Origin of the sequence: Brevibacillus laterosporus (assembly GCA_007833815.1) — a bacterium.
Taxonomy (GTDB): Bacteria; Bacillota; Bacilli; order Brevibacillales; family Brevibacillaceae; genus Brevibacillus_B; species Brevibacillus_B laterosporus_D.
Window position 1 is genome coordinate 2,201,135 of record CP033464.1, and the last position, 21,147, is coordinate 2,222,281.

Consider the following 21,147-nt stretch of genomic DNA (forward strand, 5'->3'; position numbering starts at 1 on the left):
CGGAATACTTTGAACTGAGTATAACCGCTGAATACAACAAGGTCAATAAGAAAAAACGAAATAGTTTGAATTGACACAACGAAAATAAATGGCTATGATGTAGGGCAAATACTTTCAAATCCTACTTTAAAACTTGGTTTTCAAGTGATGAGTTTTTCCATCCTCAGTCGCAAGTTAGCTTTGCAATCGTGATAGGCAAGCATCCTTAAGAGAGCGTGCGACATAAGATGAGTAGATGAATGCTGTGAAAGAGAGGTAGAGAAATGAACGAATTGACATTGGATGAGGTTCAGTTGTTGGCTGATCGATTCGATCAAGCAGAAGCAGAAGAATTGCTGGCTTGGGCAACAGAAACCTATGGTTCCAAAATTGTACTTGCATCCAGCTTCGGGGCGGAGGATGTAGTGCTAATTGATATGCTGCAAAAGATTGCACCAAAAACGCCTGTATTTTACCTGGATACAAATAAACATTTTAGAGAGACGTATGAAACTCTTGATCGACTTGAGGAGCATTATGGCACCTCTTTTATTAAGGTTTCTCCTTTATTAACGCTGGAAGAACAGAGTGCACAGCATGGAGATGAGCTGTGGAAAAGCAATCCTACGACCTGTTGTAACATCCGAAAAGTAGAGCCATTAACACGGATTTTGACCAACTACGAGGCGTGGATTACAGGGATTCGCCGTGATCAGGCTCCAACGCGCGCTAACAGCAAAAAAGTAGAGTGGGATGAGAAGTTTAACCTTGTAAAATGTAATCCGCTAGCGGCATGGACGAGTGAGGATGTGTGGGCGTATATCCGAAGAAATGAGGTTATTTATAACCCTTTGCACGACCAACATTATCCGAGTATTGGCTGTTCGGTCTGTACACGTATAGTGCTTCCCGGAGAGGACCCTCGTGCTGGACGCTGGTCGGGTTTTGAAAAAACGGAGTGTGGCTTGCACAAATAAAGACCTGGAGATAAGCCTAGAGATAGGAACGACTAGAAAGGAATGAGGAGAATCGTGGCAGAACAATATTCAGCACATGGTGGGGTTCTAGTAAATCGCTTGTTATCCCCTGTGTTTCTAGAAGAGAATAATCAACGTTTACATCCTTATCGCGCCATTACCGTGGATGAGTGGACATTGTCTGATATTGATTGCATCGCGATAGGAGCCTTTTCTCCGCTAAAGGGCTTCCTGACAGAAAAAGAGTATGATTCAGTGATAGAACGTATGCGTTTGCCAGATGGAACAGTTTGGACGGTACCGATTACATTGGCAGTTCCTGAAGAATATAGCGATTTATCTATAGGTGAAAAACTGGTGTTGCGTGGACTGGATGGCAAGAATTATGCCGTACTTACGGTAAAGGATGTCTATCAACCTGACAAAAAGAGAGAAGCCATTCAGGTATATCGCACGACAGATATAGCACACCCTGGGGTGGCTAAGCTGCATCAGCGGCCGTCTTATTATGTGGGTGGAAGTATTAAAGTGATTCAGCGTCCAAAACCAGAATTGTTTGCTAATTATTATTATACGCCGAGTGAAACGAGAGATTTTTTTAGACAGATTGGTTGGAAAAGTATTGTAGGGTTTCAAACGAGAAATCCGGTACATCGGGCACATGAGTATATCCAGAAAGCGGCTTTAGAAATCGTAGATGGGCTATTTCTAAATCCACTAGTAGGTCAAACGAAATCCGACGATGTGCCTGCCCATGTCAGAATGAAAAGTTACTTCGTTTTACTGGAAAAATATTATCCTAAAAATCGGGTTTTTTTGGGAGCATTTCCTGCGGCGATGCGTTATGCAGGGCCTCGGGAAGCCGTTTTTCATGCAATGGTCAGAAAAAATTATGGATGCACGCATTTTATCGTCGGACGAGATCACGCAGGAGTGGGCGATTATTATGGCACATATGACGCCCAACATATTTTTTCTGAATTTACACCTAAAGAGTTAGGAATTACTCTACTATTTTTCGAGCATAGCTTCTTCTGTCAGGCGTGCCAAGGAATGGCTACAACGAAAACATGTCCACATAACAAAGCACATCATGTTGCGTTATCAGGTACTAAGGTACGGGAATTACTACGTAACGGGATTACTCCGCCACCTGAATTTTCTCGTCCAGAAGTGGCACAGGTGTTAATTCAAGGTCTTCGGGAACGAGAGAAGATTGAAGGCTAAGCTGGAAAAAAGCTAAATATAGGGAAAAATGAACAGACGCAGAGCAGATTTTCTCTCTGCGTTTTCTAATGTGGATTTGTTCAAAAGGCATATGGGGAGAAAAACAGCAGAGAACAAGTTAGACCATGAATGAAGAGGCAACGGGAATAAATCTGAACAATATTTGAACAATTGCTAGTAAATGATTGGAACTAGATTCCCAGTATTTTTCAGAAAAATATTGATGTGGGACAGATAACCAGAAAAAAATTGAAAAAAAAAGCAGTATGTGTACAGATTTTTGTGTATGCGCTTTCATTTATGTGCCATAAGAGCCTGCTCATTTCTAGTGAGCAATCGTTCGGGAAAAAGTTCAATAAAAAGAATTTGATTTCATTGACACACATTTTTTGGCTGGCTATAATCAGTCATAACAATTATTTTCAGACAATTCACATCACATTGAATCACATGTTGATTTGAAAGAATATTTCGATGGCTTTGATGAGGACATGATTGATTACCCATTCTTTCACAGAGAGTCCGGATTGCTGAGAACCGGATAGGAACGTAATGAATTGCTCGCCTCTGAGCTGTTAGCTGAACGATCTAGGTCTAGTAGGTGTAACCGCTTGGCGCTCGTTATCGCGCTGACAGTCAGATATTTCTCTGACCTGTCCAAGGCTGAATCTCCGCGAGGAATCAGCAAATTTGGGTGGTACCGCGAATCCCTTCGCCCCAATCAGACATCTTTCGTATGTCGGGGCGAGGGGATTTTTTTCATGAAAAATGGACTTTTACAATGATAAGAGGAGTAGGGAGGAGAGAAGATGATCGAGACCGCAGAACAGACGCGGACGTTGCCTGAGATGAGATTTGGTGAAGAATTGACGGGGGCGGAAACCTTATTACGTTGCTTGTTGCTAGAGGGTGTTGAGCATATTTTTGGTTATCCGGGAGGGGCCGTTCTACCGATTTATGACTCGCTATATAGTAGTCGACTAAAGCATATTCTGGCGCGGCACGAACAAGGTGCTATTCATGCCGCTGATGGATACGCAAGAGCGAGCGGAAAAGCGGGTGTAGTCGTTGCCACATCGGGTCCAGGGGCTACTAATTTAGTCACAGGAATTGCCACGGCACAAATGGATTCCGTACCGCTTGTCTGTATTACCGGCAACGTCGCACAAAACATGATTGGAACCGATGCTTTTCAAGAAGCAAACATTACGGGGATTACAATGCCGATTACGAAGCACAACTATTTTGTTCGTGATATCCGTGATATTCCACGCATCATAAAAGAGGCTTTTTATATTGCAACAACTGGTCGTCCGGGCCCGGTGCTTATTGATATTCCCAAGGATGTTTGTAATATGGTAGCGCCATTCGAAGCGCTTGAGAGCATTAGTGTCCGTGGTTATCATCCTACTCTGGTACCCTCGGATGAAGAGATGCAACAGTTTATAACAGCAATTAATAAGTCCTCACGTCCAGTCATCATGGCGGGAGGAGGCATCCTAGCTGCCAATGCCCACCGGGAATTACTTGCCTTTTCAGAACTGACTCACATCCCTGTTATCAGTACATTTATGGGGCTAGGTAACTTCCCAGGAACACATGAATTAGCGCTTGGTATGCCAGGTATGCACGGTAATTACACAGCTAATCAAGCCTTGATTCATGCTGACTGCGTGATTGGACTAGGAGCACGTTTTGATGATCGAATTACGATGGGTCGCACCAAAGAATTTGCGCCAAATGCTACGATTGTCCATGTAGATATCGATCCTGCTGAACTGGGAAAAAATGTCGAAACGGCGGTATGTGTAGCAGGAGACATAAAAAGTACGCTAGAAAAAGCGCTAGTACTAGCTAAGCCACTTGAAACCAGTGCTTGGATGAAACAATTACATGGATGGCAGCAGGCGTATCCATATAGCTATAAAAAAGATGGTCAACTAAAGCCGCAAGAAGTAATCGAAATGCTTTATGAAACAACAAATGGTGAGGCAATTGTGACAACGGATGTAGGACAGCATCAAATGTGGTGTGCTCAGTATTACAAGATAAAAAAACCTCGTTCTTTTATTTCATCTGGCGGTCTAGGAACGATGGGATTTGGCTTTCCATCCGCAATTGGAGCGCAGATTGCTCATCCTGACCGGACTGTAATCAGCGTCGTAGGAGATGGCGGATTCCAGATGACTAATCAGGAGCTGGCGATTTTAGCCCAACACAAGCTTCCTGTCAAAGTGGTTATTATAAACAATCAGTGTCTGGGAATGGTGCGACAATGGCAAGAGATATTCTATGATCAACGTTACAGTTCCATTGATCTAACATGTAGTCCTGATTTTGTTAAATTAGCAGAAGCTTATGGTGTCAGAGGAATGCGAGCCACTACTTCAGAAGAAGCTCAAGCCGTCTGGAAGGAAGCGTTGGAATACGATGGACCTGTGGTTATTGATTTTAGAGTAGCAGCTGGAGAAAATGTGTACCCGATGGTAGCCGCTGGAAGCACGTTAGATCAAATGATGTTGGGGGATGAGTAGCATGCAACGACATACATTAGCCCTTTTGGTAAACGACCATCCCGGTGTCCTGACTCGAGTAGCCATTTTGTTTGGTCAACGCAATTTTAATATCGACAGTATAACCGTAGGAGCAACAGAAGAAGCAGGCTTGTCCCGAATGATTATTACAACTAATGGGGATGAACGTCGCCTGGATCAATTGATGAAGCAATTATGTAAGCTTATCGACATTATTTCAGTAACTCATTTGAGTAAAGACCCGATGGTAGCAAGAGAGATTGCCTTAATTCGGGTTCATGCAAAAGCGTCTCAGCGTACAGAGTTAACGGGTATTGTGGAACCGTTTCGTGCTTCTATCGTCGATATCGGTCCCGCTTCTATTATTATTCAAGCAACCGGCGATAGTGAAAAAATTGATGCCCTACTTGCTTTGCTATCCTCATATGGCATTGAAGAATTGACACGAACAGGAAGCGTAGCAATGGCTCGCGGGTTAAGTCTGGAATTAATGCAAGCATAAGCCTTTATTTTGGTAAAAATTGAATTTTTAAAATATAAAAACAAAAATGGAGAAAAAACTAGGAGGAATTTAAACATGATGAAAATTTATTACGAACAAGACGCTAATCAGGCAGCTCTATACGGAAAGACAATTGCAATCGTTGGATATGGAAGTCAAGGTCATGCTCAAGCCCAAAACCTACGCGACAGTGGATATCGAGTAATTATTGGTCTGCGTCCAGGCAAATCTTGGAGCCAAGCTGAAAAAGATGGTTTTGAGGTATACCCAGTAGCAGATGCTACAAGTCAAGCAGATGTTATTCAAATCCTACTTCCAGATGAACATCAAGGTAATGTGTACAAACAAGAGATTGAACCAAATCTAAAAGCCGGAGCAACTCTTTCCTTCTCACATGGTTTCAACATTCATTTTGGTCAAATCGTAGCCCCTGACAATGTAGATGTAATCATGGTAGCTCCAAAGAGTCCAGGTCACCTCGTTCGTCGTGTATATGTAGAAGGTTTCGGTGTACCTAGCTTGGTAGCCATTCACCAAGATCATAGTGGTAAAGCATTAGAAACAGCTCTTGCTTATGCAAGCGGAATTGGTAGCACCAAAGCAGGTGTTATTGAAACCACATTCCGTGAAGAAACAGAAACGGATTTATTCGGTGAGCAGGCTGTGTTGTGTGGCGGTGTTTCTGAGCTGGTAAAAGCAGGATTTGATACGCTGGTAGATGCAGGATATCAACCAGAAATCGCCTACTTTGAGTGTTTGCACGAACTGAAGCTGATCGTTGATTTGATGTACGAAGGTGGTCTAGCACGTATGCGGTACTCCATCAGTGATACAGCTGAGTATGGTGACTACAGCATAGGGCGTCGCATCGTAACAGATGAGACACGTCAAGAGATGAAAAAAGTGCTTGCTGAAATCCAAGATGGCACATTTGCACGCAATTGGATTTTGGAAAATCAAGCGAACCGCCCAGGCTTTAATGCTCGTCGTCGTCTGGAAAGCGAGCATGGTATCGAGCAAGTGGGTGAAAAACTACGCAATATGATGGCGTGGATTCAAAAAGAAAAGAAAGAAGAGCAAGAGTCAGTAAAAGCGTAGGAATCTTTTATTGATCTATAAAATAACAAGAGAGCTGGGAGGAGGAAGTGTAATGCGTACTATCGAGATTTTTGATACCACATTGCGCGATGGAGAACAATCTCCAGGAGTGAATTTGAGCATGAATGAAAAGGTGGAGATCGCGCTCCAACTCGAACGTTTGGGTGTTTCACGAATGGAGGCTGGCTTTGCCGCTGCCTCCCCCGGTGATCTTCGGTCCGTTGCAGAAGTGGCTAAGCGAGTAAAAAATGCAACGGTAGTCAGTCTAGCCAGAGCTGTGACAGGGGATATCGATAAAGCTTATGAGGCGTTGCGTGATGCCCAAAATCCATGTATACACGTATTTCTAGCCACGTCTCCGATTCACCGCGAGCATAAATTAAACATGTCGAAAGAACAAGTGATCGAGCGAGCGGTGGCAGCGATAAAACATGCGAAAAAGTACATCTCCAACGTACAGTTCTCCGCTGAAGATGCAGGTCGTACGGAGATTCCTTATTTGGCAGAAGTAGTGAGGGCTGCTATTGAGGCTGGGGCCAACGTCATTAACCTGCCTGACACAGTTGGCTATATGACACCGCAGGAATACGGCAACATTTTTCGCGAAATGATTGTTCGTGTCCCTGAAACAGCGAGTATTAAACTAAGCTGTCACTGTCATGACGATTTGGGAATGGCGGTTGCCAACAGCTTGGCGGCGATTGAAGCAGGAGTAACTCAAGTGGAAGGTACCATCAATGGAATCGGTGAACGAGCAGGTAATACGTCTCTGGAAGAAGTAGTGATGGCACTGGAAACACGTAAAAGCTTCTATCAAGTTCAAACCAAATGGCAGTTGAAAGAGATTGCACGTACTAGCCAATTAGTCAGCCGTCTAACAGGAATGATTGTACCTGGGAACAAGGCAATCGTAGGTGCTAACGCGTATGCACATGAATCAGGCATACATCAAGATGGCGTATTAAAACATACCGAAACCTACGAAATTATCCGCCCAGAAACAGTGGGCTACAAGTCTAATCTATTGGTACTAGGCAAACATTCGGGTCGACATGCCTTTAAGGATAAGCTGGCAGAGCTTGGCTATCATTTGGAAGCAGATCGAATTGATACGGCTTTCCAAGCTTTCAAAGTGCTATGTGATAAGAAGAAAGAAGTAAGTGACGACGATATCCTAGCGCTGATCGATGCAAAAATGACCGATAGCGAAGAGATGTATCAGCTTGATTCCATTCAACTAGCATATGGCAATCAAAGCACTCCTACAGCTAGTGTACGCATTTTTCGTGCTGATGGTGAAGTACGTGAAGAAGCCGCTTGTGGCAATGGTTCGGTCGATTCTATTTACAAAGCTATCGATCGAGCTATCGGTGAAGAGGTTACATTAATCGATTATAAGATTATCTCGGTTACGCACGGAAAAGATGCTCTAGGAGAAGTATATGTTCGTTTGCAACAGGGGGACGAGATTTCTCAAGGACGAGGACTAAGCACCGACGTTATGGAAGCAAGTGCAATCGCCTATGTACGAGCGATCAACAAGTTAATTCAAACACGTGGAGAAGTACTGGACGCGCAGCCTGTATAATGACCAGTTTGCAGACCAAAAGTCCAACGATACGGATAGAGTGAAACATAGAGAAGCTACATGAGACCGGACGTACCAGTTAGTTGAGAAGCGAAAGAGAGAGATCGAGACATGACAAAAACCTTTAAAGTAGCCGTTCTTCCAGGGGATGGCATTGGAGCTGAAATTGTTGCAGAAGCAGTGAAAGTATTAGAGGTGGTGGCTGAACAAACAGGCCATTCATTCCAATTTACTTATGGTAAAATCGGCGGTTGCGCTATTGATGAAGAGGGTACTCCTTTGCCAGAGGAGACTGTACTCCTATGTAAAGAAGCGGATGCTGTGCTACTTGGTGCAGTCGGTGGACCAAAATGGGATCAAAATCCGGGTCATTTACGACCGGAAACAGGCTTGTTGGGGATTCGTAAAGCATTAGGTCTGTTTGCTAATCTGCGTCCTGCGACTATGCATGAAAGCCTTGTAGAAGCATCTTCTTTAAAGCCAGAAGTGGTCGCAGGGGTAGATTTAGTGGTTGTGCGTGAACTGACAGGCGGAATCTACTTCGGTGAGAAGAAGCGTTATATCGGAGAAGATGGTCAGGATACAGCAGAAGATCTGTTAGTGTACCGAGAGGAAGAAGTGGAGCGCATTATGCGTACTGCTTTTGACATCGCTCGTAAACGGCAAAAGAGGCTAGTATCGGTGGATAAGGCTAACGTGTTGGAAAGCTCACGTCTGTGGCGGAAAGTTGCTGATCAGGTTGCAACGGAGTACCCTGATGTGGAGTTATCGCACATGTTGGTTGACTCTTGCGCCATGCAGCTAGTACGAGCACCAAAGCAATTTGATGTGATTGTGACCGAGAATATGTTTGGTGATATTTTAAGTGACGAGGCTGCCATGTTGACTGGTTCCATCGGGATGTTGGCTTCCGCCAGCCTTGCTTCAGGTAGCTTCGGGTTGTATGAGCCAGTACATGGTTCAGCACCAGATATAGCAGGCAAAGGTATTGCCAATCCGCTGGCTACGATTTTATCTGTAGCGATGATGTTGCGGTATTCACTTAATCTGGATGAAGCAGCGGATCGTGTCGAGCAAGCGGTATGGGCGGTACTAGAAGCAGGTCATCGCACAGGTGATCTGACTGACAATAAAGCAGAGGCATTTGGTACTGTGGAAATGGGTCAGTTGGTTGTAGCTGAATTGAAAAAGGCAGTTATCTCTAATTAGTAGGTAACTAATTTTATAAGTCAATTAAAAATCCTACCAATGATTTAAAAAGTAATCATTGGTAGGATTTTTTTGCTTGCGAAAGTGTACGAATACGATGAATTGTGATATATTTGAATAATTATAAAAATATGAAAATGAAGGGGCGTATCATGAGATCTAGAAAGGTACAAACGATCATTTTTGGCGCCAGTTTTCTACTTTTTTTCGTTAGCTACATAATAGTGAATACCATCTTTGGTATCTTGAAAACTCAAGCGTATACACCAAACATAGAAAAAGCGTATGAACAGGCAGGAACAATGTCAAGCTCGGTGACGATCTATGGGGAAAGCTCTCTGTTTACGGGTTATATCCTACCGATTGTTGCATGTATCTTCCTTGCTGGAGTAGTAACATTTGTTACGAGAAGGAAAAGAAGGTAAAAATAGCTGTTTTTTTATAAAGACCACTAAAGAATATTTTATCCTTAGTGGTCTTTTCTTATGTTTCTCTATATTATCCAATCATAATTTTTCCCTTTGGATAGCGGAAGTACTCCTTCCGATTTCGTTGGGCTAGTGCAAAGGCGATGGTCAATGGGCCTACCCGTCCAGCAAACATGGTCAAGGAGATGATGATTTTCCCGAAGTCAGATAAATCAGGGGTCAATCCCATGGATAATCCAACCGTTGCAAAGGCGGATACGGTTTCAAAGAGAATCATTAAAAAATCTTTGCCCGGCTCAGTAATAGTTAATATCATACTAACTACAATTACGATAAACAAAGCAATCATCGTTACGGTTAGCGATTTGTAAATCATGTGGGGCAGAATTCGTTGGCGATAGAAAATAACGTCTTCCCTGCCTTTAATCTGTGCCCAAACAGCTCCTAACAGTGTAGCAAACGTAGTTGTCTTAATACCACCACCTGTGGAACCTGGTGACGCTCCGATGAACATTAATACAATGATAAAGAACAGACTGGACTGACGCATGTCGCCAATGCTTATCGTGTTGGAACCAGCCGTTCTAGACGTAACAGATTGATACAGCGCCCCAAAAAACTTACCAGCGGGTGATAGTGGTTGAAGGGTCTTAGCATTGGTGAACTCTAGAATAAAAATAAATAGAGTGCCTAACACAATCAAGATGGCTGTGGTAGTTATAACTACTTTTGTATGTAAAGATAAACGTTTTGTATTGCGATATTCGTACACTTCCGCCATAACAATAAATCCAATCCCGCCTAGAATAATCAGCGCACAGACCGTCAAATTGACGATGGGATCACCTACATACTTGGTTAAGCTACTGAATTCCCCCATGAGATCGAATCCGGCATTGTTAAAGTTGGAGATGGAGTGAAACATGCCGTAGTACAAAGCTTTGGCAAAAGGCATATCAAAGGCAAAGCGAAGCGTCAGCAAAATTCCTCCAGTCAATTCAATCAGCCCTGTAAAGATAAGAAGCATCTTGGCAAGCCTGACTACCCCTTCGATGGAAATTTGATTTAGTGATTCTTGCAATAATAGACGTTGTTTTAAAGAAATTCTTTTTCCCATAAGTAGGGCGAAAAATGTGGCAAGGGTCATGAAGCCCAAACCACCTACTTGAATCAGTGCTAAAATCACCAGTTGCCCAAACATCGTAAATGTTGTCCCAGTATCCGTTACAACTAGTCCTGTTACGCAGGTGGCAGACGTAGAGGTAAAAAAGGCATTGATCCACGATAGACCTTGGCCGTCGTTCGTTGCGATGGGAAGGGTTAATAAGATGGCACCAATTACAATGATAAGCGCAAATCCTAATACCAGTACCTTGGGAGGGCTTAGGTGAAATTTTTTAATTAATTTTTCTAACATCGCAACCTCTTCCTTTTACCTGACATCACCTTTCGAGGAAATACACAACGTTAACATATAGTATTACCGGAAAGTCAGGCTTTCTGTGGTTTGGAGTGGAAACTGCTCACAAGCGTAGCAGAAAATGTACCGTTCATCAATAAGAAAAAATACCGAAATTAACGCCAAAAAAGGGGAGTGAAACAAGGAGAAATGGTAACTAAATAAAACGATGAAAAAGAGATTATTTACTCGAAAAATATTAAAAATATACAAAAAAAGGCCCAACCAAGGCCTAAAGAGAGTGTCTTTTAGCGCAGGGAGGCCATTGTATTTGAGCTTGTGGGTAATGTTCATGTAAACGGCTTTCCATCAGATCATAGTCTACTGACAAGAGATCTTCTGTAGTAGGTTTGGTTAGGGTCATGATAATCCAATTTACATTGGCAGGCTTACCAGGTTCAGAATATTTTTCTCCTTCATACACCGCTTTTTTATAGGTTACAAGCAGGTTTTGTCGGATGTTACCAGGTGTGTCTAGCATATAAAATGTACCTTTTCGTCTAGATTGTCGAAATGCACGTAAGGGGTGAAACAAACGGCTCATAAAGTACCAACAAAGAAAGAAGCAACCAATCGGTAATAGAATTTTTAGTAATAAAGACATGAGGAAACGGATGCCTCCTTTCTCTATATATCCTTGATCTATATGAATGAGAAATGCTGTTTGTGCATGAAAAAACAATCGACGTGCAGCTTCGATTTCTTCTGTATACGAAAGTCCGTGACAGAAGTTTCAAAAAGGTAGCATAGATTTTTTTATAAAAAAATTAGTTACTTTACAAAAGTTAGTTACTTTGTTATGATGAAGTCAGGAATAAATGCTAAAGATACCTACAAGAATAAAGCCATGAGGTGAGCTACTATGATAAAAATTTTTCCGTCAGCGTCTCGTTTCCAAGCTAATCACGGCTGGTTGAAATCCCAATTTAGTTTTTCCTTTGCGGAATATTATGATCCTGAAAATATGAATTTTGGCCCTATGCGAGTATTAAATGATGATACCATTCAAGCTGGATATGGTTTTGGAACCCATCCTCATAAAGAGATGGAGATTGTTACCATTATGCTGGAGGGTGTATTGCGCCACAAGGACAGTACGGGTAATGAAGAGGACCTGAAACCAGGTGAGATTCAACGCATGTCTGCTGGTACTGGTATTATGCACTCCGAGTATAATGGCTCCACTACAGAAGAAGCTAAGCTACTTCAATTATGGTTTGAACCGGAGCAGTATGGTTTGACGCCATCTTATGAACAGTTTGCGTACGATCAGAAAGCGATGATTAATGCTTTATTACCTGTCGTATCAGCTAATTCACAGGAACATCATGTCGCACATGTGCATCAAGATATGACCATTTATTTGTCTCGTTTAGAAGCGGGTAAGAGCATCTCCTTCTCTCAACATACGAGCAGACGGACGTTCTTGTTCATCATGGAGGGGCAATTACAAGTTAATGGACAAGTATTAGAATGCCGCGACTCAGCTCGAATTACGGATTTGGATAAAGTAGAGCTTGTAGCAGGACAAGACAGCTACTTTATGCTGATTGATTTGCCGTAAGTGTCATTTTGTTTATAAATGATGTAAGAGATAACTAGTTAAATTAGTCTTCCTTTTAGCCCGGACTTTGTGGTAATGAAAATACCCACAGAAGTCTTGGGCTTTTGCGCGTGAAAAAAGAAGGGTATGCTAGGAATTACAATCTAGTTTTTTCGTTGCCTGTACCTGTAAACTATTTTATGATCGAGTACAATGGGATTTGTATTTTCGCAAAAAGCGGTACTGAGGAGGAATAAACGATGAGCACAACCGAACATAAAGCGACCGCACCTAAAAGCGTGGGGGTAATGGTTGTCACTGTATCCGATACAAGAGACGAAGAGACGGATAAAAGCGGAAAACTGATGAAAACACTTTTAGAAGAGGCGGGGCATAATACTCTTCTCTACCATATTGTTAAGGACGAACCAACGCAAATTCAAGCTGTGATTGAACAAGGTGTACAACATGAGGGTGTAGATGTGGTTTTGCTTAACGGAGGGACGGGCATTGCTCCTCGCGATCATACATATGAATCTGTAAAAGGGTTGCTAGATAAGGAGATGCCGGGATTTGGCGAGATTTTTCGTATGCTAAGTTATACGGAGGATATTGGTTCCGCATCCATATTATCTAGAGCGATAGCTGGTACATATAAAGGAACCGCAATCTTTTCCACACCAGGTTCTACAGGAGCGGTTAAACTAGCAATGATCAAATTAATTCTGCCAGAGCTAGGACATGTTGTCAGAGAATTGCGCAGAACAGTATAATGAAGGGCGTAGAAAAAGGAGTGAACCATACATAATGAAAATCTTACTTGCAACACTTAACGCCAAATTTATTCATTCTTCATTGGCCTTGAGGTATTTGCGTAGCTATACAAAGCCTCATTTTCCAAATATCGAATTAGTGGAATATACGATTAATGATGTGCTGATTAATATTGTTGGAGATATTCATAAACGTCAGCCTGATATCATCGCCTTTTCCTGTTATATCTGGAATATTCGCGAGACACTGGACGTAATTAATAATGTAAAAAAACTTTGTCCAAATGTGCCGATTATTTTAGGAGGACCTGAGGTTTCCTACGATACAGATGAGTGGATGAACAAATACCCCGCTATTGATGTGATTGTAATGGGCGAAGGTGAAGAAACATTCCTAGAGTTATGCCAAGCATATGAGCGTGCAAAACAAACAGGTGAAGCCCCTCTATTAAAAGAAGTACCTGGTATTGCTTATCGGGATGGAGAACGTGTCCGTTTTTCCATGCAACGGGTGCAAACCAAAGATTTGAACCACTTGCCATCTCCATTTGAAGAGGATTTAGATGAACTGAACAATCGCGTCGTTTATTTTGAAGCGTCTCGTGGCTGTCCATTTCGTTGTCAGTACTGTTTGTCATCTATCGAGAATGGGGTTCGTTATTTTGAATTAGATCGAGTGAAACGTGATTTGAAGCGTTTGATTGATCATGGCGTTAAAACAGTTAAATTTGTTGATCGGACATTTAATATTAATAAGCAGTATGCAATGGAAATCTTTCAATTTTTAATTGATAACCATAATGGAACTATTTTTCAATTTGAGATAACGGCTGATATCTTAAAGCCTGATGTTGTTGATTTTTTGGCAGAGAATGCACCACCAGGTATTTTCCGCTTTGAAATTGGGGTTCAATCGACAAATGACGAAACGAATCGTCTCGTACAACGCCGACAAAACTTTGAAAAATTAAGTTATACCGTGCTGAAAATCAAAGAATCTGGTAAAATTGATCAGCACTTAGACTTAATCGCAGGATTACCGGAGGAAGATTATGCATCCTTCCGCAAGACGTTTAACGAGGTATTTGCTTTGCGTCCGGAAGAGTTGCAATTAGGCTTTTTGAAAATGTTGCGAGGTACAGGTGTAAGGGCACGTGCTGCGGAACATGGATACATTTATATGGATCAGTCGCCATACGAAATCCTTGGAAATAACGTACTTTCATTTGATGATATGCAACGAATCAAGCGTACGGAGGATATCCTGGAAAAATATTGGAATGCTCATCGAATGGATGATGCATTTGAATGGATTTTGGCTCAGCATTTCGAAACGCCATTTGATTTCTTCCAAGAGTTTGGGGATTATTGGGAAGAGCAGGGCTGGGGGCGTTTTGGACATCAGTTAGAAGATTTATTTATTCGACTCCAACGTTTTCTTGAATATAAACTTCCTAATAAAACAAACCATTCTTTAAGTATGTTAAAATTTGATTACTTATTACATCAGAAATATCGCCCACGAAAAATTTGGTGGGAAGATATGGTCAACAAGACGGAATTACAAGCGATTTATCAGGATGTAGCGAATAGACGTGCTGACTTACGAGCAGATTTTGCTTTACATGCAGAAACGGAAAAAGAGTATGCCAAACATACTACGGTAGCGCATGTCTCATTTAATGTGGAACACTATATAAAAACGGGTGAAATGCTTGAAGGTAATTTTGCTTTGGTGATGTATTATCCGTTTGTAGAAGGGGAATCAAATGCTTTCACCTGTGTCCCTGTACCACAAACAGTTGCCTAAAGGATAGCGAAAAGTAAACAGACGACAGTATAAAGCGGCCTATGTACAATCCACACTGTTTTTTTACACCATGCCCAAAGTAGGTTCTTACACATAAAATCTCCACAGCCTAAATTTTTTCCTGCGAATTATGTCGGGAATGTAACGAAAATGATTAGTAAATCGTAATACCAACGACAAAGATGTTTGGATCTCAGACAAGACAAAAGGGGAGCTTCTTTGGACATGAGTGTGGATGTGTTACTTCAATTTATTGAACAATATGGCTATCTGGCCATCTTCTTTCTCTTATGGCTGGGCATTGTGGGTCTGCCTGTTCCTGATGAACTCGTAGTAGCGACAGGTGGATTAGTTGCTGCCCTTGGTTACTTGAATCCGTATTATGCCTTTCTTGCCGGCTATTTCGGAGTTGTTTCAGGTCTATCAATTGGTTTCTTTTTAGGTCGTTGGGTTGGTCCACCTATGCTGACTCGGTTAGCTAAGAAAAAGAAATTAGGACCTTATATCGATCGTTCGACTGCACTCATTCAAAAATACGGTACGTTTTCACTGTTTATCAGCTATTTGCTACCAGTGGTACGTCATTTAGTGCCATATGTTGTAGCAATCGGAGGCATGACTTTTCGTAAATATGCGTTATATTCCTACACCACTGGTCTGGTTTGGGCGTTGGCGTTCTATTTTCTCGGCTACTTCTTTGGTAATCATGCGGACCATATCATTGCTGTGAGCCGTCATTACGGATTTATAACATTGGGAGTGGTGATCGCTCTGATTATATGTGTGATCATTTTCCGCTATTGTTGCATAAAAAAACGTGCGAAAAAGGCACGAGAGGGGGATCAGAAGTGATCCCACGAAAGTTAGTAGCTCATAAACGGCAGAGAAATATTATTCTTCTAGTAGGCTGGATTATGCTGGTAACTGGAGGTTTATTACATCATCTTCTGCTTATTTCAGTGGCTATTGGGGGTATTAATCTCTATGCGTTGTGTGCAATGGGCTGGGATAAACGTCTTGCTCGCAAACATAACACTTGGAGAATACCCGAAGCCACGTTTTTTTTGTTAGCTGCGCTTGGAGGTGCTGTTGGAGTGGGCCTAGGGATGTTGCTATGGCGTCATAAAACCAAGCATCTGTCATTTTGTGTTCTGGTACCACTTTGTTTATTATGGAATGGCGGGTTTTTTTATGTCCTGTGGTACTATGTGTTACCATATTTCGTATGATACAACACGCGACACAGAAGGGAATGAACAATATGGAACAAAAAACAGAACAAATGCTACGCGATCTAACAGAGGCTCATGGTGTACCGGGTTTTGAACAAGAAGTCCGTCAGGTTATGAAATCATACATAGAACCGTATGCAGATGAACTTACTTATGATAATCTAGGTAGCTTGATTGCTAAAAAAACAGGCGATGCTAATGGGCCAAAAGTGTTGATTGCTGGACACTTGGACGAAGTTGGTTTTATGGTGACGCGTATTACAGATGAAGGTTTTCTGAAATTTCAACCGTTGGGCGGATGGTGGCCACAGGTTATGCTGGCACAGCGGGTACATATTCAGACCAAGGAAGGTTTCCTAGATGGAGTAATCGGTTCTACTCCACCGCATGTTATGCCGATGGAACAACGCCGTAAAATGGTTGAGATCAAAGATATGTTTATTGATATTGGAGCTTCCAGTAAAAAAGAAGCAGAGGAGTTCGGAGTTCGTTTGGGTGATCCGATTATTCCGGTGTGTCCATTTACTGTGTTAAAAAATCCAAAAATGTTGATGGCGAAAGCATGGGATAACCGTATGGGATGTGCCGCTGCCATTGATTTAATGAAGGGTCTTCAAGGCGTTGAGCACCCAAATACGTTGTATGCGGCAGGAACTGTAATGGAAGAAGTAGGGACTCGTGGGGCTTTCACTGTGGCTAATGTAGTAAAACCTGATATCGGTATCGCAGTAGATGTGGGTATCGCTGGTGATACGCCTGGTGTTAACAAAAATGATGCCCCATCCAAAGCAGGCGCAGGTGTAGAAATCGGTCTATACGACGCACGTATGATTGCTCCGCAAAAACTGCGGGATTTTGTTATTGAGACAGCTGAAAGGGAAAACATACCGTATCAATTAACCTCAATTCCGGGTGGAGCTACAGACGCGGCAGCGTTTACTCTAACTGGTAACGGTGTACCGTCCATCGCACTCTCTGTAGCAACTCGTTATATTCATAGCCATGCATCTGTGCTTCATTATGATGATTACGAGAACTTAGTAAAATTATTACTTGCATTGGTTAAGCGCTTGGACAAAGAAAAGGTAGCAGAATTGACCTCTTTTGAATAATAAGTAACAAGGCGGACTTTGGTTTAGACCAGAGTTCGCCTTGTTTTGTTAATGCTACTCCATCATTGACTATAGGTTAGCGGGACTCTAGTTAGCTTCACAAAACCTTTTGGCTAATTCATAAATAAAAGTTCCTACATTGATTTGTTTCAGTGTGAGGGGTATCGATTCAAAGCAGTGGTGTATCCTTTGTAAGCTTATCAATGTAGTGTGGGGGGAATTTTTTTATCTGTAAAAAAAGACAACGGGTAACTAAACTTGCAAGTTCCCATTGTCTTTTGATAAAAAAGAAGTACGAAAACAAAGTAAGAAGTTGTTTTCTGTTTACACAGGAGAGGCCGTTTCAGCTGGAATGTGCTCAGAAATGGTAGAGACCATTTGTTGTTGCAGGTCTGTAGGGCTGTTTTGCCAAAGCACCTCAAATAATACACCAAGTCCAGGTAGCGTTTTTTCCATACGACTTTGGATAGCATCATTGATCGTTTCTTCGACAGATGCGGGGCTAGAGCCTTGCATTTTATACATAATTGCTTGACGTAGATTTAATGCATTGATGTTCATTGTGTCACACTCCTTTTCCATTAAAAATAAAAATGATCACGGTTAGTATTCGTTGAACGGTACATTTACATTCCTTTTGTACTGTTCGAGCGCTATGTTATAATCTAGAAGGACAAATGGGAGGTCGTATCATGTCAAAACAATTTGCCGTTATTGGAATGGGACGCTTTGGTTCGAGTGTTGCCCATGCTTTATATGAAATGGGTTATGAAGTAATGGGAATCGATGAAGATGAAGAGCGAATTAATGAAAATATCCAGAATGTGACACATTCGGTTGCTGCTGATTCTACTGATGAGATGGCTCTACGTGAGATTGGTATCCGTAACTTTGACGTTGTAGTTGTATCCATTGGTGCTGATATTCAGGCCAGCATTTTAACCGTTCTGATCCTTAAGGAAATGGGCGTAAAAAAAATTGTAGCCAAAGCACAAAATGAGCGTCATGGGCAAGTTCTCTATAAAGTGGGAGCTGACCGAGTGGTTTTCCCAGAACGTGATATGGGGATACGAGTTGCCCATAATTTAATTTCAGCCAATGTACTAGATTTTATCGAGCTTGCCGAGGATTATAGTGTGGCTGAGGTCGTAGTATCTCATTCGATGGTTGGACAATCGTTACGTGATATTGATGTTCGTGCTAAATATGGGGTTAACGTTATTGCTATTAAGAGTAATCAATCGTTTAACATTTCGCCAGGACCAGACATTGTCTTGCAACATGATGATGTATTGGTTGTGATTGGTCATAATATGGATCTGAAAGAATTTGAGGAGAAGGCATAAAATATGAAAGTAGAACATATACAGTCCTTGCAAAATCCTCTAGTGAAGCGCTTGAAGGAATTGCAAACCAAAAAGGGGCGAGAAACAGCAGGGCGATTCCTAATAGAAGGGGAGCATCTGGTTGAAGAAGCTCTGTTGTCTAAGATGGAAGTAGTAACGCTTTTGTATGACGAGGAAAAAGGTTTGCCAGCTACAGTAAACCGAGCACTCGAAGCATTCCCGTACCCAGTCAAATGCTTGTCCACAACGGATACCGTTTTAAGTAAATTATCAGAAACGAAAACGCCGCAAGGAATCGTGGCAGAAGTGACAATGCGTTCTAATGATTGGGCTAGCGAATGGGAGTGTTTGCAAAAATACGACTTTCTCGTACTCATCCTAGATGAATTACAAGACCCTGGTAACGTAGGCACGATTATGCGTACTGCTGAGGCGGCAGGTGTCGATGCTGTTTTGATGGGACGAGGTAGTGTCGACCTTTATAATGGTAAGGTATTGCGTTCCACCATGGGTTCATTCTTCCGTATGCCTGTATTTACCTGTGATGTAACAGCGGTAGCAGAGCAAATAAAAATGGCAGGTGGACGTTTGCTAGTGACGGCTCTCGGCAAAAAAAGTCGTGAATATGACGAACCAGTATATAGTGGGAAAGTTGCCATTGTGATTGGTAATGAGGCACGTGGCGTGTCAGATTCATTGCTAACACAAGCAGACGAACTGATTCACATTCCTATCTATGGCCGAACAGAATCGCTAAATGCAGCTGTTGCTTCAGGCATCATGCTGTATGAAGCTGTACGTCAGCGTAAAGAGGATTGTGATTGCGGTTAAGAGTTTTTTGTAAATAATCCCGTTTTCTTTTGCAAGTTACCCCACTTGTGAGGTATAATTAATCGCAAATTCTAAAATAATTGTCATAAATGCTAGGATTGAGACTAGTACATAGAATGGATGACGTCTTCAGGGAAAAGGTGCCGCAAATGAAGCGACTGGAAGCACTTTTACGTGATCTCTATGGAATTCCCTCATGAGCAGACCTCTGAACTCAAGATTGAAATACTTTGATCATATGCTTGCGATTAACTGGCTATGATCTAAAGTGCCAATCGTATGCACAAGTAGGAGGCCCCGGTTCATCCACGTTACGGATGCGAAGGTGAGGCATATTGAGATGTCTAACCAGGGTGGTACCGCGGAAATTAAACTTCGTCCCTGTTTTTGGGAGGGAGTTTTTTTGTTGTATTTTTATTTGTAAACAAAGGAGAGATTGTTGTGCAAACGCGTTTACAACAGTTAAAAGAAAATGCACTTGCTCTATTGAAGCAAGTAGGCGAAGGGCAGGAACTTCAGGACCTTCGTGTTAAATACCTAGGTAAAAAAGGTGAATTAACCGAGATTCTGCGTGGGATGGGTGGATTGTCTGCTGAAGAGCGCCCAAAAGTAGGCCAGTTGGTGAATGATGTGCGTCAAGTGATTGAAGAAGCCATCGTTTCCAAACAGCAAGAATTTGAAGCACAAGTGCTAGAAGCGAAACTAAGTAAGCAAAGCATTGATGTGACACTGCCAGGTCGTCCTGTACCGACAGGAACGATGCATCCCTTGTCCCGTATTATTGAAGAATTGGAAGATATCTTTATCGGACTAGGCTATGAAGTAGCAGAGGGACCTGAAGTAGAGTTGGATCACTACAACTTTGAGATGCTCAACTTGCCGAAAGGACATCCAGCGCGTGATATGCAGGACTCTTTCTATATTACAGAGGAATTGTTGTTGCGTACGCATACTTCGCCTGTACAGGCTCGTACCATGTTAAAGAAAGAAGGAAAGACGCCAGTTAAGATTATTTGCCCTGGCAAAGTGTATCGCCGCGATGATGATGATGCGACACACTCCCACCAATTTACTCAAATTGAAGGTCTTGTTGTTGGGAAAGGCATCAGCATGAGTGATTTGAAAGGAACCTTGTTGACGTTTGCCAAGCAAATGTTTGGGGAAGACCAACAAATTCGTCTTCGTCCTAGTTTCTTCCCATTCACAGAGCCAAGCGTTGAGGTGGATATTCAGTGCGTAATCTGTCACGGAGAAGGTTGCCGGATTTGCAAACAAACGGGTTGGATCGAAATTTTGGGTGCCGGAATGGTTCATCCACGCGTTCTTGAAATGGCTGGTTACAATCCACAAGAAGTAAGCGGCTTTGCATTTGGTATGGGAGTAGAGCGCATTGCAATGCTGAAGTATGGTATTGAAGATATTCGAAATTTCTATACAAATGATGTTCGTTTCCTACGTCAATTTAACCGCTCCTAGTCGGTTCGGAAAGAAAGGGGATT

20 protein-coding genes are annotated in these 21,147 nt (G+C 42.2%); 17 read left to right on the plus strand and 3 right to left on the minus strand.

What is annotated here, in order from left to right:
• Positions 1-263: 263 nt before the first annotated feature.
• The 8 genes from EEL30_11780 (at position 264) to EEL30_11815 (ending at position 9,539) form a co-directional block, all read left to right on the plus strand.
• A complete protein-coding gene (locus EEL30_11780; GenBank protein ID QDX92926.1) occupies positions 264-956 on the plus strand; it encodes a phosphoadenylyl-sulfate reductase in 693 nt (230 codons plus the stop codon).
• Between the two features lie 42 nt (positions 957-998).
• Positions 999-2,183: a sulfate adenylyltransferase gene (gene sat, locus EEL30_11785; GenBank protein QDX92927.1), complete on the plus strand. Its 1,185-nt coding sequence runs from the start codon at positions 999-1,001 to the stop codon at positions 2,181-2,183.
• An 809-nt stretch (positions 2,184-2,992) separates the two neighbouring features.
• Positions 2,993-4,717: a biosynthetic-type acetolactate synthase large subunit gene (gene ilvB / locus EEL30_11790; protein QDX92928.1), complete on the plus strand. Its 1,725-nt coding sequence runs from the start codon at positions 2,993-2,995 to the stop codon at positions 4,715-4,717.
• Position 4,718: 1 nt separating this feature from the next.
• Positions 4,719-5,219 carry an acetolactate synthase small subunit gene (ilvN, locus tag EEL30_11795; GenBank protein QDX92929.1) on the plus strand — a complete coding sequence of 167 codons (501 nt, stop codon included), beginning with the start codon at positions 4,719-4,721 and terminating at the stop codon, positions 5,217-5,219.
• Positions 5,220-5,294: 75 nt separating this feature from the next.
• Positions 5,295-6,317 carry a ketol-acid reductoisomerase gene (ilvC, locus tag EEL30_11800; protein ID QDX92930.1) on the plus strand — a complete coding sequence of 341 codons (1,023 nt, stop codon included), beginning with the start codon at positions 5,295-5,297 and terminating at the stop codon, positions 6,315-6,317.
• 52 nt (positions 6,318-6,369) lie between these two features.
• Positions 6,370-7,905, plus strand: coding sequence for a 2-isopropylmalate synthase (locus EEL30_11805; protein ID QDX92931.1), 1,536 nt, complete (start codon positions 6,370-6,372; stop codon positions 7,903-7,905).
• Positions 7,906-8,016: 111 nt separating this feature from the next.
• A complete protein-coding gene (gene leuB, locus EEL30_11810; protein ID QDX92932.1) occupies positions 8,017-9,114 on the plus strand; it encodes a 3-isopropylmalate dehydrogenase in 1,098 nt (365 codons plus the stop codon).
• 152 nt (positions 9,115-9,266) lie between these two features.
• The gene (locus EEL30_11815) at positions 9,267-9,539 is read left to right on the plus strand and encodes a hypothetical protein (GenBank protein ID QDX92933.1); all 273 of its coding nucleotides are present in this window, start codon (positions 9,267-9,269) and stop codon (positions 9,537-9,539) included.
• 73 nt (positions 9,540-9,612) lie between these two features.
• Here the strand turns inward: EEL30_11815 and EEL30_11820 are convergent, their stop codons facing one another.
• Together EEL30_11820 and EEL30_11825 are read right to left on the minus strand one after the other, a co-directional pair.
• Positions 9,613-10,959, minus strand: a complete 1,347-nt coding sequence (locus EEL30_11820; GenBank protein ID QDX92934.1) for a Trk family potassium uptake protein — start codon at positions 10,957-10,959, stop codon at positions 9,613-9,615.
• Between the two features lie 274 nt (positions 10,960-11,233).
• Positions 11,234-11,605, minus strand: a complete 372-nt coding sequence (locus EEL30_11825; protein QDX92935.1) for a hypothetical protein — start codon at positions 11,603-11,605, stop codon at positions 11,234-11,236.
• A gap of 258 nt (positions 11,606-11,863) precedes the next feature.
• Between EEL30_11825 and EEL30_11830 the strand changes: the two genes are divergently transcribed.
• The 6 genes from EEL30_11830 to EEL30_11855 all read left to right on the plus strand — a co-directional run bounded on the left by EEL30_11830 (position 11,864) and on the right by EEL30_11855 (position 17,471).
• Positions 11,864-12,565 carry a pirin family protein gene (locus EEL30_11830; GenBank protein ID QDX92936.1) on the plus strand — a complete coding sequence of 234 codons (702 nt, stop codon included), beginning with the start codon at positions 11,864-11,866 and terminating at the stop codon, positions 12,563-12,565.
• A gap of 239 nt (positions 12,566-12,804) precedes the next feature.
• Positions 12,805-13,317, plus strand: coding sequence for a MogA/MoaB family molybdenum cofactor biosynthesis protein (locus tag EEL30_11835; GenBank protein ID QDX92937.1), 513 nt, complete (start codon positions 12,805-12,807; stop codon positions 13,315-13,317).
• Positions 13,318-13,351: 34 nt separating this feature from the next.
• Positions 13,352-15,127: a DUF4080 domain-containing protein gene (locus tag EEL30_11840; protein QDX92938.1), complete on the plus strand. Its 1,776-nt coding sequence runs from the start codon at positions 13,352-13,354 to the stop codon at positions 15,125-15,127.
• Between the two features lie 225 nt (positions 15,128-15,352).
• Positions 15,353-15,979: a DedA family protein gene (locus EEL30_11845; GenBank protein ID QDX95748.1), complete on the plus strand. Its 627-nt coding sequence runs from the start codon at positions 15,353-15,355 to the stop codon at positions 15,977-15,979.
• Positions 15,976-16,356 (plus strand): DUF1294 domain-containing protein, encoded by a 381-nt coding sequence (locus EEL30_11850; protein QDX92939.1) that lies wholly within the window; start codon positions 15,976-15,978, stop codon positions 16,354-16,356. Before EEL30_11845 ends, EEL30_11850 begins: the two co-directional genes overlap by 4 nt.
• Before the next feature lie 32 nt (positions 16,357-16,388).
• A complete protein-coding gene (locus EEL30_11855; protein ID QDX92940.1) occupies positions 16,389-17,471 on the plus strand; it encodes a M42 family peptidase in 1,083 nt (360 codons plus the stop codon).
• 324 nt (positions 17,472-17,795) lie between these two features.
• Here the strand turns inward: EEL30_11855 and sspI are convergent, their stop codons facing one another.
• On the minus strand, positions 17,796-18,032 hold the full coding sequence (gene sspI, locus EEL30_11860; GenBank protein QDX92941.1) for a small acid-soluble spore protein SspI: 237 nt from the start codon (positions 18,030-18,032) through the stop codon (positions 17,796-17,798).
• A 131-nt stretch (positions 18,033-18,163) separates the two neighbouring features.
• On the opposite strand from sspI, the gene EEL30_11865 reads away from it, so the two are divergent.
• From EEL30_11865 to EEL30_11875, 3 genes are all read left to right on the plus strand, one after another.
• The gene (locus EEL30_11865; GenBank protein ID QDX92942.1) at positions 18,164-18,817 is read left to right on the plus strand and encodes a TrkA family potassium uptake protein; all 654 of its coding nucleotides are present in this window, start codon (positions 18,164-18,166) and stop codon (positions 18,815-18,817) included.
• 3 nt (positions 18,818-18,820) lie between these two features.
• On the plus strand, positions 18,821-19,648 hold the full coding sequence (locus EEL30_11870; protein ID QDX92943.1) for an RNA methyltransferase: 828 nt from the start codon (positions 18,821-18,823) through the stop codon (positions 19,646-19,648).
• Between the two features lie 441 nt (positions 19,649-20,089).
• Positions 20,090-21,124: a phenylalanine--tRNA ligase subunit alpha gene (locus EEL30_11875; protein ID QDX95749.1), complete on the plus strand. Its 1,035-nt coding sequence runs from the start codon at positions 20,090-20,092 to the stop codon at positions 21,122-21,124.
• The last annotated feature ends 23 nt before the right edge of the window (positions 21,125-21,147 follow it).

Coding starts and splice junctions, on each gene's coding strand:
- EEL30_11780 (QDX92926.1), top strand. CDS start 264: ATGAACGAATTGACATTGGATGAGGTTCAGTTGTTGGCTGATCGATTC.
- sat (QDX92927.1), top strand. CDS start 999: ATGAGGAGAATCGTGGCAGAACAATATTCAGCACATGGTGGGGTTCTA.
- ilvB (QDX92928.1), top strand. CDS start 2,993: ATGATCGAGACCGCAGAACAGACGCGGACGTTGCCTGAGATGAGATTT.
- ilvN (QDX92929.1), top strand. CDS start 4,719: ATGCAACGACATACATTAGCCCTTTTGGTAAACGACCATCCCGGTGTC.
- ilvC (QDX92930.1), top strand. CDS start 5,295: ATGATGAAAATTTATTACGAACAAGACGCTAATCAGGCAGCTCTATAC.
- EEL30_11805 (QDX92931.1), top strand. CDS start 6,370: ATGCGTACTATCGAGATTTTTGATACCACATTGCGCGATGGAGAACAA.
- leuB (QDX92932.1), top strand. CDS start 8,017: ATGACAAAAACCTTTAAAGTAGCCGTTCTTCCAGGGGATGGCATTGGA.
- EEL30_11815 (QDX92933.1), top strand. CDS start 9,267: ATGAGATCTAGAAAGGTACAAACGATCATTTTTGGCGCCAGTTTTCTA.
- EEL30_11820 (QDX92934.1), bottom strand. CDS start 10,959: ATGTTAGAAAAATTAATTAAAAAATTTCACCTAAGCCCTCCCAAGGTA.
- EEL30_11825 (QDX92935.1), bottom strand. CDS start 11,605: ATGTCTTTATTACTAAAAATTCTATTACCGATTGGTTGCTTCTTTCTT.
- EEL30_11830 (QDX92936.1), top strand. CDS start 11,864: ATGATAAAAATTTTTCCGTCAGCGTCTCGTTTCCAAGCTAATCACGGC.
- EEL30_11835 (QDX92937.1), top strand. CDS start 12,805: ATGAGCACAACCGAACATAAAGCGACCGCACCTAAAAGCGTGGGGGTA.
- EEL30_11840 (QDX92938.1), top strand. CDS start 13,352: ATGAAAATCTTACTTGCAACACTTAACGCCAAATTTATTCATTCTTCA.
- EEL30_11845 (QDX95748.1), top strand. CDS start 15,353: ATGAGTGTGGATGTGTTACTTCAATTTATTGAACAATATGGCTATCTG.
- EEL30_11855 (QDX92940.1), top strand. CDS start 16,389: ATGGAACAAAAAACAGAACAAATGCTACGCGATCTAACAGAGGCTCAT.
- sspI (QDX92941.1), bottom strand. CDS start 18,032: ATGAACATCAATGCATTAAATCTACGTCAAGCAATTATGTATAAAATG.
- EEL30_11865 (QDX92942.1), top strand. CDS start 18,164: ATGTCAAAACAATTTGCCGTTATTGGAATGGGACGCTTTGGTTCGAGT.
- EEL30_11870 (QDX92943.1), top strand. CDS start 18,821: ATGAAAGTAGAACATATACAGTCCTTGCAAAATCCTCTAGTGAAGCGC.